Genomic DNA, 16,264 nt, shown 5'->3' on the forward strand with positions numbered 1-16,264 from the left:
TCAAAACCCACAGCCACTACGACCAAGCAACCGCCTGGTCACACCACGACTACGACCTCACCGCTTGACACTCAACGTCCAGGGATGTCTGACCCGCCCGCTACTCGTCGTCCCAGGCCATCGAGCTCATCCGCCATCCGGCGGGCGTCCGGACGAACTGGGTGGTCTTGCGGCCCGCGCCCTCGAACCGCACGCCGTCCCGGACGCCGGACTTGCGGTAGTCGCTGAACCGCTGGGCGACCGACCCGAAGATCTCGGTGCGCTCGGCCACCTCCCACTCGCGAAACTCCGTCAGCGTCCCGTCGGTGAGCATCCGCTGCCGGGGCTCGACGAAACCGTCCAGGTCGTGGACCACGGGCTCGGACCCGGTGTTGTTGACGATCATCGCCTGCGGGACGAACAGCCCCCGGACGGCGCCGACGTCCGGGCGGCGCCCGCCGGTGTTGGTGAAGGCGTCCAGGAAGGCCGCCATCAGCCGGTCGAGCTCGGCCTTGACGCCGGAGGCGGGCGCGTCGCCGGCCAGCAGCGACCAGACCTCGCTGTCGTGCCGCTCGCCCCGGTGGGGGAAACGCTCGCGCAGCACGCCGTCGCGGGTCATGCCGAGCCGGCGCGCGACCCCGACGCTGCGCGTGTTGCCCGGCGAGACCCACCACTCCACGCGCGCCATGCCGCGCTCGGCGAACGCCCAGTCGATCAGCAGCCGGCAGGCCCGGGTCACCAGCCCCCGGCCCTCGCCGGCCGGCTCCAGCCAGCAGCCGATCTCGCACACCCCCGACACCGCCTCGAAACGGGTGAACATCACGCCGCCGACCAGCGTGCCGGCCAGCCAGATCCCGTAGATGCGGGCGCCGTCGGCGGCCTGGTCGTCGGCGTAGCGCTGCAGGACGGCCGTGGCCGAGGCCAGGTCGGTGCTGCGCGAGGCCCACGGGATCCACGGGTCCACCGACGGGCGGGCGCGGTCGATGTGATCGAGGAACTCCTGGGCCCGCCAGGGCTCCAGCGGGCGGAGCTCGGCCTCGTCGCCGAGCGGAACTGCGAACACGGACACCGTCCCAAGGTACGTAACGAGCGTTCGGTATGTAAGGTAGCAGCATGCCGCCCGCCGCAGGAGACCGTGAAGCCCGCCGTGAAGACGTCTCGCAGGCGGTCTGGCAGGTGCTGGCCGACAAGGGGTTCGGCGGGCTGACGCTGCGCGCCGTCGCCGCCGCCATGGGCGTGTCGACCGGCCTGCTCATGCACTACTTCCCCACCAAGCGGGCCCTGGTCGGGCACGCGCTCGACCTGCTGGAGAAGCGCACCGCCGCCCGTCCCCGCCGCGAGCCGCCGGCCGCCGGCCTGGCCGCGCTGCGGGCCGCGCTGCTCGACATCCTGCCCCTGGGGCCCGCCGACGTCGCCCGCAACCGCATCTGGGTCAGCTCATGGGATCTGGCCCTGGCCGACGACGATCTCGGCGCCGGCCAGGCCGCCCGCTACACCCGGCTGCGCTCGGCGCTGCGCGCGCACCTGGAGACCGCCCGCGACCTCGGCGAACTGCCCCCGCAGGCCGACCCGGAACAGCTGGCGGCCGGGGCGGTGGCCTTCACGCACGGGCTCGTCGTCCAGGCGTTGTTCGACCCCGGCCGCTTCCCCGAGGACGTCCAGACCGCCCTGCTCGACGACTTCCTCGCCTCGATCGCGGCCCGCCCCTAGCCGGCCACCGAGACGACGTGCCCCGCGGAGGCGGGGTCGCCGGCCAGCTTCAGCATGCAGTCGGCCAGGTCGGCGCGGGTGGTGGAGCGCCCGCCGCGCAGGTTGAGGTCCACGGCCGTGCGGTAACGGCCGGTGGGCCCGCCGTCGAGCAGGCGGGAGGGGCGCACGATCGTCCACTCCAGGCCCGAGGCGCGCAGCAGGCGCTCGGACTCGGCCAGGTCGGTGTAGGAGTTCTTCAGCAGCGGCCGCAGGATGAGGGGCTTGAGCACGTACCGGGTGAACAGGCCGTCGCCCGCGTCGGCGACCATGCCCGCGGCGCTCACCAGCAGCACCCGCCGGGCCGAGACCCGCGCCATCGCCTGGAGGATCGAGCGCATGCCGGTCGTGTGCACGGTCGTCGGGCCGCGCCCGCGCGGGCCGAGCGCGATCAGGACGGCGTCCCTGCCCTTGATCGCCGGGGCGACGGCCTGAGAGTCGGCCAGATCGGCGGTCACGGTCTCGACGCGGTCGCGCAGCCCGGCCGGCAACCGGGCGGGGTCGCGGACGACGGCGGTGACCTCGTGGCCCAGGTCGAGCGCCTGCCGGACGAGCTCCAGCCCCGTTCGGCCGGTCGCCCCGAAGATGACGAGCCTCATGTCGTGCCCTTCACGAGAGGGTGGGTGAACACTTACTCACCCTACTCGCCACAGCCCTCAGACGGCGTCGGCCGGGACGTGCGCCGCCGCCAGCGCCCGCGCCGCCGCCACGACCGCCGCACGGCGACGGGCCAGCGCCCGGCCCGCGTCGGGCTCGTCGAGGATGAGCCGGCGCATCTGCGGGGCGGCGAAGTTCCACGCCACCAGACCCAGCACGGTGAACAGCCAGTCCTGGGCCGTCGCGCGGTCGCGCATGCCGGCCGCCGTCAGGCCCTCGACGTGCTCGACGTAGGACTCCCTGCGCTCGCGCTCCCCCTCGACCGGCGCCTCGCCGACCTCCAGCGCCTCCCACATCAGCAACCGGACCAGCTCCGGATGCTCCTGGTACCAGTCGAACAGCACGCCGACGGCCTCGGGAAGGGTGCGCGGGTCGAGGCTCACCGCGTGGCAGATCTCGTCGAGCTTGTTGCGCACCACCGTGCCGAACAGCTTCTCCTTGCCGCCGAAGTAGAGGTAGATGGCCTGCTTGTTGGCCTGGGCGGCGGTCGCGATGCGGTCGATCCTGGCACCGGCCAGGCCGTGCTCGGCGTACTCGGCCGTGGCGGCCGTCAGGATGCGCCGCCTGGTCGCCTCCGCGTCGTAGCTCATGGCGGCAATTAAACCATCCGGTTGACATTTTGGCGGAAGCGCGCCAGGGTTCTCGTAAACCAACTGTATGGTTTATTTCTGAGGAGACCGATCATGACCGTGAACACCCTTGCCCCCGTCCCGGTGAGCCTGCCCCTGCCCGCCGCGCTGGCCGGCCGTACCGTCGTGGTCGTCGGCGGCAGCTCCGGCATCGGGCTCGCGGCCGGCGCGCTGCTGGCCTCCGCCGGGGCGCGCGTGACGCTGGTGGCCCGCGACCGCGACCGCCTGGCCGCGGCCGTGGAGCAGGTGTGCACCCCCGGCGCCACCGTGACGGGCATCGCCGGTGACGGCACCGACGAGCGCGACCTGGAGCGCGTGCTGGACGAGGCCGGCGGCCCCGTCGACCACCTGCTGGTCACCGCGGGCGGCCTGGCCGGCGGCCCGTTCCTGGACACCCCCGTCGACCGGCTCCGCCAGGCCGTGGACGGCCGGTTCTGGGGCGCCTACGCCGCCGCCCGCGCCGCCGCCCGCCTCATGCCCCCCGGCGGCTCGGTCACCTTCAGCTCCGGCCTCTACCTCCAGCGGCCCGTCCCCGGAGCGGCCGCTGCCATCGCGATCCTCGGCGCCGTCGAAGGGCTCACCAGGACCCTGGCCGTCGAGCTCGCCCCGATGCGGCTGCGCGTCAACGCCGTCAGGTACGGCGTCGTGGACACCCCGCTCTCGCGCGGCAGCCTCGGCCTCGACGGGGCGGAGGCGGTCGCCGCGGCCGGCCGGAACACGCCGCTCGGCCGGTTCGGCACCGCGCAGGAGGCGGCCTCGGCCGCGCTGTTCCTCATGGCCAACAACTTCGCGACCGGCACCGTGCTCACCGTCGACGGAGGCCAGAGCCTGGTCTGACCTCCGCTCGGAACGGCCCTCAGGCCAGGTTGAGCTGCCAGGAGACGCCGAACCGGTCGTTGACCCAGCCGAACCTGGTGCTGAAGCCGTAGGAGCCGATCGGCATCAGCGGCTGGCCGCCCTCCACCAGCGCCGCGTAGAGCCGGTCGATCTCCTCCTCGGTGTCGCACGCGACCCAGATCGACATCGAGGGGGTGAAGCCGAACGCGTGCCGCTCGCTGCTGTCGATGCACATGTACTCCTGGCCGGCCAGGGTGAACGTGGCGTGCGTGACGGTGCCCTCGGGCCCCGGCCCCTCCGGGCCGTAATGGGAGACGGCCACCACCTTGGAGTCCTCGAACAGCGACACGTAGAAGTTCATCGCCTCCTCGGCGTCGCGGTTCTGGAACATCAGGAACGTCGTGGTCTTCTGGGTCATGACTGGTCCTCCGTCGGTAGGTAGAAGGCGGTGGTGGCGGCGACCGCGGCGGCGGCGGCCTCGGGCGGCGCCCCGGCCTCCTCGAAGGCCGTGCCCCACGCCCGGCTGCTGGCCGTGATGTAGCGGCGGCCGTCGCCGGTCAGCTCGAAGCCGGTCTTGTCGGGCAGGGGCAGCCCGGAAAGGTGCAGCCCCAGGCCCAGAAGCCCGAGGTCCCAGCCCACGCCGACCGCCCCGGGCCCGAACCTGCCCCACATCTCCGGCGGCACCTCGGCGGTGTGGCTCAGCTCGAACAGGGTGCCCCCGCCCTCGGCCGACAGGCGCACCTCGACCTCGGAGAAGCCGGGGTCGGGCCCGAACAACCAGCTCACCCTGAGGTAGGAGGGCGGCTCGCAGGCGAGGATCTCCCCGCCCGCGTTGCCCTCCAGCTGGTACGTGCCCCCCAGCCGCAGATCGCCGGAGACCGGCATGAACCAGCGGGCTATGCGCTCACCGTCGGTGCAGGCGTCCCAGACGTCCTCCACCTCCGCGTCGTAGTGGCGGGTCAGTGTCACGGTCTTGCGCTCGCCGTCCTTCAGCTCGCGCCTGATCCGGGATATCTCGTCAAGGCTGTCCATCGTGCTTCTTTCTTCTGCCCCGCGCCAGCTCGGTGGCCAGCGCGTCGAGGCGCTGCTCCCAGAAGCCGCGGAAACGGTCGAGCCAGAGGTCGACCTCCCGCAGCGGCGCGGGCTCCACGGCGTAGAGCCGTCGCGTGCCCTCGGCCCGCACGCTGGCGAACCCGTTGTCGCGCAGCACCTTCAGGTGCTGGGAGACCGCTGGCTGTGAGACGCCGAACTCTCGCTGGATGACTGCGGTGACCTCGCCGGAGCTCTGCTCGCCGCCGGCCAGCAGCTCCAGGATCCGGCGGCGGACCGGATCCCCGAGGACGTCGAACGCGTGCACGACCTCAGTGTTTCAGGCTCGACTTATATAAGTCAAACCTGGGATAGGTGGTGGCGGATGAAGTCCAGCTCCAGCAGCAGCAGGTTCTCGGCCACGTCCTCCTGAGGGGCCATGTGCGTCACGCCGCTCAGCGGCAGCACCGTGTGCGGACGGCCCGCGGCCAGCAGCGCCGCCGACAGGCGCAGCGTGTGGGCGGCGAAGACGTTGTCGTCGGCCAGGCCGTGCACCAGCATCAGCGGACGGGAGAGGCTGGGCGCGTCGGCCGGCAGCGAGCAGCGGTCGTAGGCCTCGGGATGCTCGTCGGGGTGGCCCAGGTAGCGCTCCTGCCAATGGGTGTCGTACAGGCGGGGATCGGTCACCGGGGCGCCCGCGACGGCCACGTGGAAGACGTCGGGATGACGCAGCACCGCCGCCGCCGACAGGTAACCGCCGTAGGACCAGCCGCGGATCGCCACCCGGCCCAGATCCAGGTCGGGGTGGCGGGCGGCGGCGGCCTGCAGCGCGTCGGCCTGGTCCTCCAGCGCGGCGCTCAGCTTGTCGAACCGGACCGCGCGCTCCCAGGCCGGCCCCCGGCCCGGCGTGCCCCGGCCGTCGGTCACCAGCACGGCGAAGCCCTGGTCGGCGAACCACTGCTCGATGGCGAAGCCGTCCAGGCCGCGCAGCACCCGTGCCGCCATCGGCCCGGCGTACGGCGACAACAACACCGGCAACCGCCCCGACCCCGGCACGTGCCCGGACGGGAACAGGATCGCCGTACGCAGGTCGCGCTTGCCCAGCGCCACCAGCTCCACCCGCGGCCGCAGCACCGGGACCGCGCCGTGGGAGGCGATCACCCGGCCGCCCACGGCCACCCGCACCCCGTGCTTCTCAAGGGAGCGGCGCACCACGACCGTCGCCCCGCCGGCCCGCGTGCCGGTGTGCACGCCGGGCTCGGCGGTCACCCTGACCAGGCCCTCGGCCCTGGACCAGGTGCACAGGTGCCGTTCGGTGGGCTCCTCGCAGCACTGGAGGAGCACGGTGTCGCCGTCGACGGCCAGCACCGCCAGCACCTGCAGGCCGGGCGGGGTCACCACGTCCTGGCCCACCATCAGGCGGCGGGTGTCGTCGCGGTCGACCGTCCAGACCAGCTCGCCCGCGGCCGTGCGCGACGGCACGCCGGGCACCAGCTCCAGCCAGGCGTCGTCGGTGTCCTCACGCACCGGCGTGGTCGCCCCGGTGGCCGGATCGACCTCCAGGACGCGGGTGGTGCGCTGGTCGCGGCTCTGCACCAGCACCAGCAGGCCCTGCCCGGTCCACGACACCGCCGCCACGTACTCGAAGGCCGCCCGGTCCCACACCACCCGGGTGCGCCGGCCCTCCAGCGTGACCAGCCACAACGACACGTCGGCGTTGGCCGTGCCGGCCGGCGGGTAGGCCACGGTCCGCGGCGGCCGGCCGGGGTCGGCCGGCTCGGCCAGGCACCACTTCTGCACCGCCGCGTTGTCCACCCGGGCGGCCAGCAGGCGGGTGCCGTCGGGCGCCCACCAGTAGCCGCGGTGACGGCCCATCGACTCGCCCGCCACGTGCTCGGGCAGCCCCCACGTCACGTCGGTGCCGTCGGGAACCAGCAGCGGCCGCTCGCCGACGTGCAGCGCCCCGCCGGAGACGAACGCGACGTGCTCGCCGGTGGGGTCAAGTCGCGGGTCGGAGCCGGTCAGGCCGAGCGGGGTCACCTCGCCGGTCAGCAGGTCGACGGTGTGCAGCGCGCCGTCGACCGCGTAGACGGCCTTGGTGACGGCCGCGTCGGTGGCGTAGGCGACGATGCCGGAGGCGTGCTCGCGGGTGCGCTCCCGGCGGGCGCGCTCGGCCTCCGGCATCCGCGCGCCGGGCACGGGCGCGCCCGGCTCGGCCAGCAGGCGCTCCTCCCCCGTGGCCACGGTGAACGACCACAGCCGGTGCACCGGGTCCTCGCCCGAGGACGACCGCAGGAAGATCACCCGCGCGCCGTCCGGGGAGATCGTGAAGTTCCGCGGGACGCCGTAGGTGAAGCGGGCCGTACGGGCGTGCTGGCGGGGAAGTGTCAGGGGAGGCATGGCGCGATCATAGGCACGGCCCGTCGAGGCGGCGCAAGGCAGGCCAAGGTGGCGGCGCGGGCACGCTCCCGCGCCGCCACGCGAGGTCAGCGGTCCTCGAACCGCACGTCGTCGAACAGCGCCTCGTCGCCGGTCGGAGCGGTGCCCGCGCTGCTGAAGGCGTAGCCGTCCATCGAGGTCACGGCGGCCGTACGGGGCAGCGTGGCGATCTGCCGGTCACCGGCGTACAGGGTGGCGGCCGAGGTGGTGGCCTCCAGGCGGATCCTGGTCCAGCCCTCGCCGACCGTCCCGGCGGCGGCCAGGGTCGTCCACTTCTTGGTGGCGGCGTCGTAGCGGCTGACCGCGCCCGCCCTGCTGATGCTCAGGTGGTAGGCCGACGTCGTCCCGCTGGTCACCGTGAACAGGAAGGAGTTGGTCACGCTGACCGGCTTGTAGCGGAACTCCAGGGTCTTGCGCGCGCTCGCGGTCGTGCTGCGGGCGGCCTTGGCCATGAGGGTGGTGGACCTGTCGGACAGGGTCAGCGCCCGGTCGGCGCCCACCTCGTACGGCGACACCCACGCCGCCGACAGGCTCTGGTAGCCGCGCGGGCGCAACCAGATCGGGTCGTTGTCGAAGGTGTCGGTCGTGGAGTGGAGCTCGACCTCGTTGAGCATCGCGCAGCTCGGGCCGATCTCGGCGTCGCAGCCCGGCGTGGCCTCGACGACGATCTTGACGTGCCGGCCGGTGGCGTTCACCGGCTGGTGGCGCAGCGCGTAGTCGGTGCGTCCGGTGACCGTGGCCACCGGACGGCCCCAGTCGGCGCCGTCCTTGGAGACGTAGACAGTGGCCGAGGCCGGGTGCCCGGGGCGCAGGCTGAGGCCGATCCGGTTGAAGGTCTGCTCGCGGTCCAGGTGCAGGACGTACTCGCCGGGCCCCTGGGAGACGGCGCCGGACCAGTACGCGGTGCTGCCGTCGAAGGCGCCGTCGGGGCGCACCCGCGGCCGCCGGGCGTCGGCCCAGGTCATGTTCGTCTCGACGGTCAGCTCGCCGGCTCGCTGCTTGGCGGCCAGGTCGATCCGGCCCGCGCCGGGGGCCAGGACGTCCAGGTGGCGGCGCTTGACGGCGTACCAGCCGCCGTTCTCGAACCTGCCGCTCGCCGGGCAGGCGGTCTCGTTCAGCGTGCCGTCGGCCCTGACGCCGGGCAGCTTGCAGTTGTCGAAGAGCTGGACCAGCCGGTTGGCGCCGACGGCGGCCAGCGCGGTGTAGCCGGACGAGCCGTGCGTGTCGTAGACGCCGTCGCGGTTGTGGTAGGTCACGCGCTGCTGCGTCCAGGAGTCGCCGCGGCCGTCGGGGGAGATCGCCAGCCAGCTGTCCGGGCGGCCCGAGCTGAGCACCAGCACGCCGTTGGGCATGAGCAGCAGGCGCGGGGCCACGCCGCGCACCGTGCAGCTCTGGCCGGACAGCTGCAGGTCGCGCACCGCCGACCAGGTGCGGCCCTCGTCGGTCGAGCGGCTCCAGGCCAGCGTGGAGTAGGTGCCGCCGTCCTTGCGCATGACCGCCAGCAGGCTGCCGTCGGCGGTCTGCTCGACGGCCGTCTCGTTGTACGTCGCCTCGCCGGCCGGACGGGCGATGACGCCGCGGCGGGCGAAGGTCCGGCCGCCGTCGGCGCTGGCGTACAGCTCGGCCTGGTTCTTCCCGCCGGTGGCGGTGTAGCGGGCGTAGACGGTCACCAGGACCGTCCCGTCGGCCAGCTGGATCGGCACGCCGTGCGCCACGCCGCCGCCGACCAGCTCGTCCGGGCTGGTGAAGGTGGCCTTGGCGGTGTCCCAGGTCTGGCCGAGGTCGGTGGAGGTGTGCACGTCCAGCTCGTTGGTGTGGGCGTCGACCTTCGCCAGGTAGTAGGCGGTGCCGAACAGGCGGCCGTCGTGCAACTGCACCGGCGCCTCGCGCAGCGGGGTGGTGCGGGCCGGGCCGAAGGTCAGGCCGCCGTCGTCGGAGACGGCCATGCCGCTGGTCTGGGCCATGACCGCGTCCACATTGGTGGACCAGGTGGCGATCAGCTTCTGGCCGGGCGTGCCGTCGGGCCGGACCACGTCGATCGCGGTGAGGTTGGGGAAGCCGGCGTAGTCGCGGCGCTGGGCCGCCGTCGGCTCCTTGGCCGCCGGGCGCGGGCTGGGGTAGACCCAGTCCACGAAGGCGTCGCTGCCCGATCCGGCCAGGTAGCCCTCACGCGGCCCCGACTCCTGGGCGGTGAGGGCGGGCGTGTCGGGAATCGAGCAGTACGCGGCCGCGTGCGCCGTCCCCTGCAGGACGGCGGGAAGGGGGACCAGCAGGCAGGCGGCGAGCAGCGCTCTTGTGGGCAGCACGGGGGAAGGACTCCTTGCGCAACGAACGATCGACGTCCGTTTTGTCGTTTATTTACGCAAGAAGGCTATATTTGACCAAAAGTGGAGGCGTAAGTTGTAACTGCCTTATGTCCGCTTTGTGATGTTGTGCGGGTCAGTCGTCGAGCCCACGGGCCGACAACGCCTCGCCCAGCGCGTCCGCGTGCCGCAGAGCCCCCACCACCAGCGGCACCGCGAAGGCCCGCACGCTGCGCTCGACCCCTCGCGCCCGCTGCGCCTCCCTGATCCGCACCGCCAGCGACGCCACCACCGGCACGCTGCGCACAGTGAGCGAGAGCAGCAACGACAGCCGGAACGGGTCCAGCCCCACGAACCTGACCGGCGACAGGACGCGCTCCAGCGCCGCCAGCATGTCCGCCGTCCGCGTGGTCAGCGTCACCAGCCCCGCCAGCGCCACGGCCAGCACCACCCGCAACGTCGAGGACACCGCCGCGTCCAGGTCCGCGAACACCAGTTGCAGCACGAACAGCATGACCGCGAACCAGCGCACCGGCCGGACCTGCGCCCACGCCGCGCGTCCCCCCACCCGCGCCGACGCGTACAGCGCCGCCACCACGACCGCCGCCCCCGCCAGCGCCACCGGCGGCCGCACCAGCACCAGCGCCGTGCACGACACCGCCAGCCCCGCCAGCTTGACCCCGGCCGGCAGCCGGTGCAGCCACGAGCCGCCCGGCACGTACGCCCCGGTGAGCCCGTTCACGCCATCAGCTTGGTGTAGTGGCCGATCGCCTCGGCCGGCGTGCCGTCGGCGACCACCCGGCCCTCGTCCAGCACCAGCACCCGGTCGAACCCGGCCAGCAACGGCAGGTCGTGCGTCACCGCCACCACCTGCTGCGGCATCTCCCGCAACAACTCGGCCACCTGCCGCGAATGGCGCAGGTCGAGCAGCGTCGTGGGCTCGTCCATGACCAGGATGTCGGGTTCGAGCACCATGACCGCGCACAGCGCCAGCAACTGCTTCTGGCCGCCGGACAGGTGGTGGGCCGGATGGTCGGCGTGCCCGCCCAGGCCGTGCCGGGCCAGCACGTCGTGCACCCGGCGCTCGACCTCCTCGCGCGGCAGGCCCTTGCGGCGCAGGGAGAAGGCGACGTCCTCGGCCACGGTCGGCATGACGATCTGCGCGTCGGGGTCGGTGAACAGGAACCCCACCCGCCGCCTGATCCGCGCGGCCTGACGCCGGGTGTCCAGGCCGAGCACGGTGACCTCGCCCGAGGTCGGCAGCGCCAGGCCGTTGATCAGCCGGGCCAGCGTGCTCTTGCCCGAGCCGTTCGCGCCGACCACGCCCACCCGGCGCTCGGCCAGGCTCGCGGTGACGCCGCGCAGCACGTCGCGGGCGCCCAGCCGGACGTGCACGTCGGCGAACTCGATCATGCGACCACCTCGAACAGCGCGGCCACGCCCAGCCCGCCGCCCACCGCCGCGGCCGCCAGCCCCAGCGTGCCCGCGGGCGCCCCGGCCCGCACCAGCCTGGAGAAGAGCCTGGTCACCACCACCGCGCCGGTCGCGCCCCACGGATGGCCGAGCGCCAGCGCGCCGCCGCCGGTGCACACCCGCTCACGGTCGGCGTCCAGCGGGTCGAGGCCGAGCGCGTCGGTGACGGCCAGCACCTGCGCCGCGAACGCCTCCACGATCTCCACCGCGGCCACCCGTCCCATGTCCACCCCCGCACGTGCCAGCACCCGGCGGACCGCGGGCACCGGCCCCCACCCGGGCAGCGCCGGATCGCACCCGACGACGGACCCGGCCAACAGCCGCAACCCCGGCAGGCCGGCCCGCTCGGGCGCCAGCGCCACGGCGGCCGCGCCGTCGCTGACCGGGGAGGAATTACCGGCGGTCACTGTACCGCCCGGCACGAACGCCGCGGGCAACCGGGCCAGCGAGGCCGCCCGCAGCGCCCTGGGACGCTGGTCCTCCGCCCGGCCGCCGACCGGCACGACCTCCTGGTCGAAGGCGCCCGCCGCGCGGGCGGCCAGCGCCTTGGCGTGGCTGAGGCGGGCGTAGTCGTCCTGGCGGTCGCGGCTGATGCCGTACGCGCCGGCCAGGGCCTCGGCGGCCGGGCCCATGTCGGGGTCGGGATGGCCCTCGGGGGCGAAGGGCGCCCGGTCGTAGGGGCGGTCCGCGCCCCGCGGCGTGCGCAGCGGCGCGGTCGAGGCGCTCTCGGCTCCCCCGGCGATCACCAGGTCCATCTCCCCCGACGCCACCGCCTGCCCGGCCACCAGGATCGCGGCCAGCCCGCTGCCGCACTGCCGGTCGACGGTCAGGCCGGGCACGCCGTGACCGAGCCCGGCGGCCAGCGCCGCGACCCGGGCCACGTTCCCGCCGGGGCCCATGCAGTTGCCGAGCACCACGTCGTCCACCGGCCGGCCGGCCTCGGCGGCCACCGCCTCGATCACGGGGGCGGCCAGCCGGTCGACGGTCACGTCCTTGAAGGCGTGCCCGGCCGTGCCGATGGGCGTACGGCGGGCCGCCACGATGACGGGTCGCCCGCCCACGTCAGACCAGCCGCCGCAGCTCGGGGTCGCCGCCGGCCAGCCGGTCGGCCACCAGGCCGCGCGCCGGCTTGCCCGACCCGGTACGCGGCAGGGCAGGGACGGCGTACCAGCGGCGGGGCCGCTGCGCCACGTCCAGCCCGCTGCGCGCGACGGCCTCCAGCAGCGCGCGCGGCGGCGGCGAGGCGCCCTCGACCACCGCGGTCACCACCGAGCCGAGCGACGGGTGCGGCGAGCCGATCACCACGATGTCCCCCACACCCGGCACGTTCCGCAGCACCGCCTCGACGTCCTCGGGCACGACGGTCGCGCCGCCGGTCTGGATCGCGCCGTCGCCGCGCCCGCGCACCCGCAGCACCTGCCCGGCCCGGTACGGCTCGGCCAGGTCGCCGACCGTCATCCAGCCCGCGCCGTCGCGGCGCAGCGGACCCCTCGCGCCGCCCAGATAGCCTTCGGCCAGCCACGGCGAGCGCGCCCACACCTCGCCCAGTGTGCGCCCCGGCTGGGCCCTGACCTCGATCTCGACCTCCGGGAAGGCGCGCAGCCCGCCCCCGTCGGCGTCGAAGGCCACGAACGACAGCTCGGTCGCGCCGTAGTAGGACATCACCCGCACCCCCGCCCGTCGGGCCAGTTCCCGCGCCCGCCCGCTCAGTGCCGCGCCGCCGACGACGGCCGTACGCAGGCCGGGAGCCTGCTCCAGCACCTCGGGCAGCCGGTGGGGCACCAGGTGGATCGCGGTCGCCGCGCGCAGCGACGCCGCCGTGGGCCGCCCGCCCGGCACCACCGCGGTCGCGCCGACGGCCAGCGTGTGCACGGCGGCGAAGGCGTACAGGGAGGAGACCAGCGGGCCGGGCACCAGGACGACGTCGGCCGGGCCGATGCCGGCCAGCTCGGTCAGGTGCGGGAAGGAACGCGTCCAGGACGCGCGGGTGCGCGCGACCGCGCGCGGCCGGCCCGTGCTGCCCGAGGTGAAGCACGCCCACGCCCGGTCGCCGGGACGGGGCTCGGGCACGAGCGGGGCGCCCGGCGCGGACCGCAGCGGCTCGTCGACCCGCAGGTCGGCGCCGGCCGCCCCGGCCACCCGCGCCCACCGCTCCGGGCTCCAGGCCGGGTCGCCCACCAGCGGCGTCACGCCCGCCAGATCGGCCGCCAGCACGGCGGTCAGCAGCTCGACCGGGTCATGCAGGGCGATGGCGGCCAGCTCGCCGCGCCCGCGAAGATGCCGCGCGCCGCCCTGAACGCGTCCGGCCAGCTCACCGTAGGTCAGCGAGCCGCCCGGACCGCGCAGCGCGACCCGGGACGGGCTGTCGGCGGCGTGCCGCAGGACGTGCTCGGCGACCGGCATCAGCGCACCCGTTCGCGGTGGACGGCCGGAACGGCGTCGGGATAGGCGCGCTGCGTGCCCCTGGCCACCAGCGCGGCCACCACCGCCTTGAGCGCGTCGCCCGGCAGGAACACGGCGCTGAGGGCCAGTGCCTTGGTCAGCGGCAGCCCGGTGACCAGCGCCTGCACCGGCACGCCGACCAGGTAGACCACCCCGATCCCGCCCACCGCGCACGCCACCAGCAGCCGCAGGACGCTCGGCGTCCGGCCCGCCCGCTCCACCAGCAGCCCGGTGACCGCGGCGCCGGGAACCCAGCCGAGCAGGAACCCGGCGGAGGCGGCGGTGAACACGCCGAGCCCGCCGCGCCCGCCCGCCAGCAGCGGCAGCCCGGCCGCGACCAGCACCAGCAGCACGACCACCGCCAGCGCCCCCCGCCGGCTGCCGAGAATGGCCCCGGCCAGCATGACGCCGAGCGTCTGGAGAGTGATCGGCACCGCGTTGCCGAAAACGTTGACCGCGCCCGGCGCGCCCAGCACCGCGATCAGCGCGGCGAACACCGCGATCCTGGCCAGGTCGCCGGTGGGGAACCGCCGCTGTCTTCCTGCGTTCGTCATGAGGACGATCCCACACCAGAACGGGTCCGTCCCGCATGCAGGGTTCCCACAACGCCGGTGGCTACGCCTTGTCAGAGGCGCTCATGCAGTGCGCCGTCCGGAACGCGTTGGCGATCTTCGTGTGCCAGGAGTCCAGCTCGCGGGCCGACAGGGTGGTGTTCGGGAAGGTCACCGTGACCCGCCGGGACACCCCGGAGATCGTCGCCGCCATGGAGACGTGGATGCGGTCGGGGATCACCGTCGTGCCGTCGGGGTAGTGCACCTGGACGCGGTAGTCGGCCACCGCGCCGCCCTTGGCCTCCAGGCAGGCGCGGGCGCCGTTCTCGACGCGGAGCATCAGGCCCTGGTTGATCTGCCTGCCGCGCATCGGGACGAGGTTGTAGCGCAGGCTGGCGCCGGAGAAGGAGGAGGCGATGAGATGGCCGCCCTGCCAGTCGCCGCTGCCGCCCCAGTTGCCGACGGTGGCCTCGCACCCGCTGCGCGCGGCCGCCTTCCTGGCCAGCCGGGGGGCCAGGGCCTGGGCGGGCCGTCCGGCGCCGTCGGTGGTGTAGGTGCGGGAGCCGTCCTTGTAGGTGTGGTTCTTGGCCAGGTTGCGGATGCAGGCGGCGGCGTCCGTGCTGGGGCCGGCCGCCAGCGCGGGGGCCGTCAGGGTGGCGGCCGCCAGCGCGGCGGCGCACAGGACAGGGGGGAGCCGGGTCATGGGCATGAGAAGGCATTCCTCTCGCGGGGGACGCACGACGGGCCCGCTTCGGCAGGCTGCTTCGCCCTATGGGCGACCGCGTCGGCTTTGTCGCGATATTGATGCCCGAAGAACTCGTAGCGGAACGTTGCCAGAGCGCTACTGTTCGTAGTGATTACAGGTAGGTCGCTCTGTTCAGGGTTCGACCACGGCCCAGCCGTGCGGGGGCAGGGTCAGCAGCGAGCCGTCCAGGACGCTGTCGCCGGCGGCCAGGCTCCCGGAGAAGGGCAGCGTGACCTGCGACGGCTCGTCGGAGGTACTCAGCGCGACGGCCAGCGCGTCGCCGCCGGAGCGGCTCTCGTAGGCGTAGAGCTGGTTGGACAGGACCAGGTCGGTGGTGTGGGCGCGGGGCAGCCACCGGTGGCGGCGGCGCACCGCGACGAGCCGCCGGTGCAGGTCGAGGACCGGCAGGCCGGCCGGCGGCATCTCCAGCGGGGAGGCGGGGAAGGTCGGGCGCACGGCGTCGTCGCCGCCCTCGCGCTCCTCCTTGACGCCGCGCAGGGCGTACTCGTCGCCGGCGTACAGCGAGGGCGTGCCGGCGACCGTCATCAGCACGGCCAGGGCGTGCGGCAGGTGGCGCTCGTCGGCAAGACGGCTGGCCAGGCGGGTGACGTCGTGGTTGCCGACGAACGTCATCGGCACGAAGGACTCGGCGAAGGCGGTGTGGCGCTTGAGCGCCCAGGCCAGCTCGAAGGCGTTGCGGTCGTTGAGCGAGCTCCAGATCGCCTTCCACAGCTCGTACTGGGTGACCGCGTCCACGCCGGTCTCGGCCACGAACGCGGCGTAGTCGCCGTGGATGACCTCCCCCACCACGTACGCCTCGGGCCGCCCGCGGCGCACCTCGGGCAGCACCCGCGCCCAGAACTCCGGCGGCACGGCGTAGGCGGCGTCCAGCCGCCAGCCGTCGGCGCCGCGGTCGAGCCAGTGGGCCATCACCGCCGCGACGTGCTCGGCGACGGCCGGTTCGGCGTGATCGAGCGCGACGAGCGACTGGTGCCCCTCGAAGTCGTCGTGCGCGGGCGCGCCGCCGCCGGCGGGCCAGCGCAGCCGGAACCAGCGCGCGGCCGCCGAGCCCGGCCCCTCGCGCAGCGCCTGCTGGAAGCGCGGGAAACCCTGGCCCACGTGGTTGAAGACGCCGTCGAGGAGCACCCGCAGCCCGCGCTCGTGGGCGGCCGACACCAGCGCGTCGAAGTCGCCGTCGTCGCCCAGGCGCGGATCGACGCGGAAGTGGTCGAGGGTGTCGTAGCCGTGGGTCTCGGCGGCGAAGATCGGGCCGAGCTGCAGCCCGTCGGCGCCCAGCGCGGCGGCGTGGTCGAGCCACGGCGTCAGGCCCGCGAGCCGGTGGGTGACCCGCGGCACGGCGGCGCGCTCGGCGCCCAGGAAGCCCAGCGGGTAGACGTGCCAGAAGATCGCCTGCTCTGCCCAGGACGGCACGTC

17 protein-coding genes are annotated in these 16,264 nt (G+C 74.4%); 2 read left to right on the forward strand and 15 right to left on the reverse strand.

What is annotated here, in order from left to right:
* Positions 1-100: 100 nt before the first annotated feature.
* Positions 101-1,048, reverse strand: a complete 948-nt coding sequence (locus ABZ459_RS33360; protein ID WP_357978931.1) for a GNAT family protein — start codon at positions 1,046-1,048, stop codon at positions 101-103.
* A 44-nt stretch (positions 1,049-1,092) separates the two neighbouring features.
* Here ABZ459_RS33360 and ABZ459_RS33365 point away from each other — a divergent pair, with 44 nt between their 5' ends.
* Positions 1,093-1,689 carry a TetR/AcrR family transcriptional regulator gene (locus ABZ459_RS33365; RefSeq protein WP_357978933.1) on the forward strand — a complete coding sequence of 199 codons (597 nt, stop codon included), beginning with the start codon at positions 1,093-1,095 and terminating at the stop codon, positions 1,687-1,689.
* Here ABZ459_RS33365 and ABZ459_RS33370 read toward each other — a convergent pair.
* Both ABZ459_RS33370 and ABZ459_RS33375 read right to left on the reverse strand, forming a co-directional pair.
* Complete coding sequence (locus tag ABZ459_RS33370) at positions 1,686-2,324, reverse strand: SDR family oxidoreductase (protein WP_357978935.1); 639 nt, start codon at positions 2,322-2,324, stop codon at positions 1,686-1,688. The genes ABZ459_RS33365 and ABZ459_RS33370 overlap by 4 nt on opposite strands.
* A 57-nt stretch (positions 2,325-2,381) precedes the next feature.
* A complete protein-coding gene (locus ABZ459_RS33375; protein WP_357978937.1) occupies positions 2,382-2,972 on the reverse strand; it encodes a TetR family transcriptional regulator in 591 nt (196 codons plus the stop codon).
* 93 nt (positions 2,973-3,065) lie between these two features.
* Here ABZ459_RS33375 and ABZ459_RS33380 point away from each other — a divergent pair, with 93 nt between their 5' ends.
* Entirely contained in the window at positions 3,066-3,848 is a 783-nt protein-coding gene (locus ABZ459_RS33380; RefSeq protein ID WP_357978939.1) for an SDR family oxidoreductase, read from the forward strand.
* A 19-nt stretch (positions 3,849-3,867) separates the two neighbouring features.
* On the opposite strand, the gene ABZ459_RS33385 is transcribed toward ABZ459_RS33380, so the two are convergent.
* The 12 genes from ABZ459_RS33385 to ABZ459_RS33440 all read right to left on the reverse strand — a co-directional run bounded on the left by ABZ459_RS33385 (position 3,868) and on the right by ABZ459_RS33440 (position 16,261).
* On the reverse strand, positions 3,868-4,266 hold the full coding sequence (locus ABZ459_RS33385) for a VOC family protein (protein WP_357978941.1): 399 nt from the start codon (positions 4,264-4,266) through the stop codon (positions 3,868-3,870).
* Complete coding sequence (locus tag ABZ459_RS33390; RefSeq protein ID WP_357978943.1) at positions 4,263-4,880, reverse strand: SRPBCC family protein; 618 nt, start codon at positions 4,878-4,880, stop codon at positions 4,263-4,265. Before ABZ459_RS33390 ends, ABZ459_RS33385 begins: the two co-directional genes overlap by 4 nt.
* Positions 4,867-5,205: a metalloregulator ArsR/SmtB family transcription factor gene (locus ABZ459_RS33395; RefSeq protein WP_352356418.1), complete on the reverse strand. Its 339-nt coding sequence runs from the start codon at positions 5,203-5,205 to the stop codon at positions 4,867-4,869. The genes ABZ459_RS33390 and ABZ459_RS33395 overlap by 14 nt, the downstream gene beginning before the upstream one ends.
* A gap of 32 nt (positions 5,206-5,237) precedes the next feature.
* Complete coding sequence (locus ABZ459_RS33400) at positions 5,238-7,277, reverse strand: prolyl oligopeptidase family serine peptidase (RefSeq protein WP_357978946.1); 2,040 nt, start codon at positions 7,275-7,277, stop codon at positions 5,238-5,240.
* An 86-nt stretch (positions 7,278-7,363) separates the two neighbouring features.
* A complete protein-coding gene (locus ABZ459_RS33405; protein WP_357978948.1) occupies positions 7,364-9,622 on the reverse strand; it encodes an exo-alpha-sialidase in 2,259 nt (752 codons plus the stop codon).
* A 133-nt stretch (positions 9,623-9,755) separates the two neighbouring features.
* Positions 9,756-10,361 carry an energy-coupling factor transporter transmembrane protein EcfT gene (locus tag ABZ459_RS33410; protein ID WP_357978950.1) on the reverse strand — a complete coding sequence of 202 codons (606 nt, stop codon included), beginning with the start codon at positions 10,359-10,361 and terminating at the stop codon, positions 9,756-9,758.
* A complete protein-coding gene (locus tag ABZ459_RS33415; protein WP_357978952.1) occupies positions 10,358-11,032 on the reverse strand; it encodes an ABC transporter ATP-binding protein in 675 nt (224 codons plus the stop codon). The genes ABZ459_RS33410 and ABZ459_RS33415 overlap by 4 nt, the downstream gene beginning before the upstream one ends.
* Positions 11,029-12,153, reverse strand: a complete 1,125-nt coding sequence (locus ABZ459_RS33420; RefSeq protein WP_357978954.1) for a thiolase family protein — start codon at positions 12,151-12,153, stop codon at positions 11,029-11,031. Before ABZ459_RS33420 ends, ABZ459_RS33415 begins: the two co-directional genes overlap by 4 nt.
* Position 12,154: 1 nt before the next feature.
* Positions 12,155-13,495: an AMP-binding protein gene (locus ABZ459_RS33425; RefSeq protein ID WP_357978956.1), complete on the reverse strand. Its 1,341-nt coding sequence runs from the start codon at positions 13,493-13,495 to the stop codon at positions 12,155-12,157.
* On the reverse strand, positions 13,495-14,088 hold the full coding sequence (locus tag ABZ459_RS33430) for a biotin transporter BioY (RefSeq protein WP_357978958.1): 594 nt from the start codon (positions 14,086-14,088) through the stop codon (positions 13,495-13,497). Before ABZ459_RS33430 ends, ABZ459_RS33425 begins: the two co-directional genes overlap by 1 nt.
* Before the next feature lie 61 nt (positions 14,089-14,149).
* Positions 14,150-14,788, reverse strand: a complete 639-nt coding sequence (locus tag ABZ459_RS33435; protein ID WP_357978960.1) for a DNA/RNA non-specific endonuclease — start codon at positions 14,786-14,788, stop codon at positions 14,150-14,152.
* Positions 14,789-14,962: 174 nt separating this feature from the next.
* Positions 14,963-16,261, reverse strand: a complete 1,299-nt coding sequence (locus ABZ459_RS33440) for an alpha-amylase family protein (RefSeq protein WP_357978962.1) — start codon at positions 16,259-16,261, stop codon at positions 14,963-14,965.
* Between the last annotated feature and the right edge of the window lie 3 nt (positions 16,262-16,264).

The sequence above is a fragment of the Nonomuraea sp. NPDC005692 genome (assembly GCF_040631115.1).
Lineage (GTDB): Bacteria > Actinomycetota > Actinomycetes > Streptosporangiales > Streptosporangiaceae > Nonomuraea.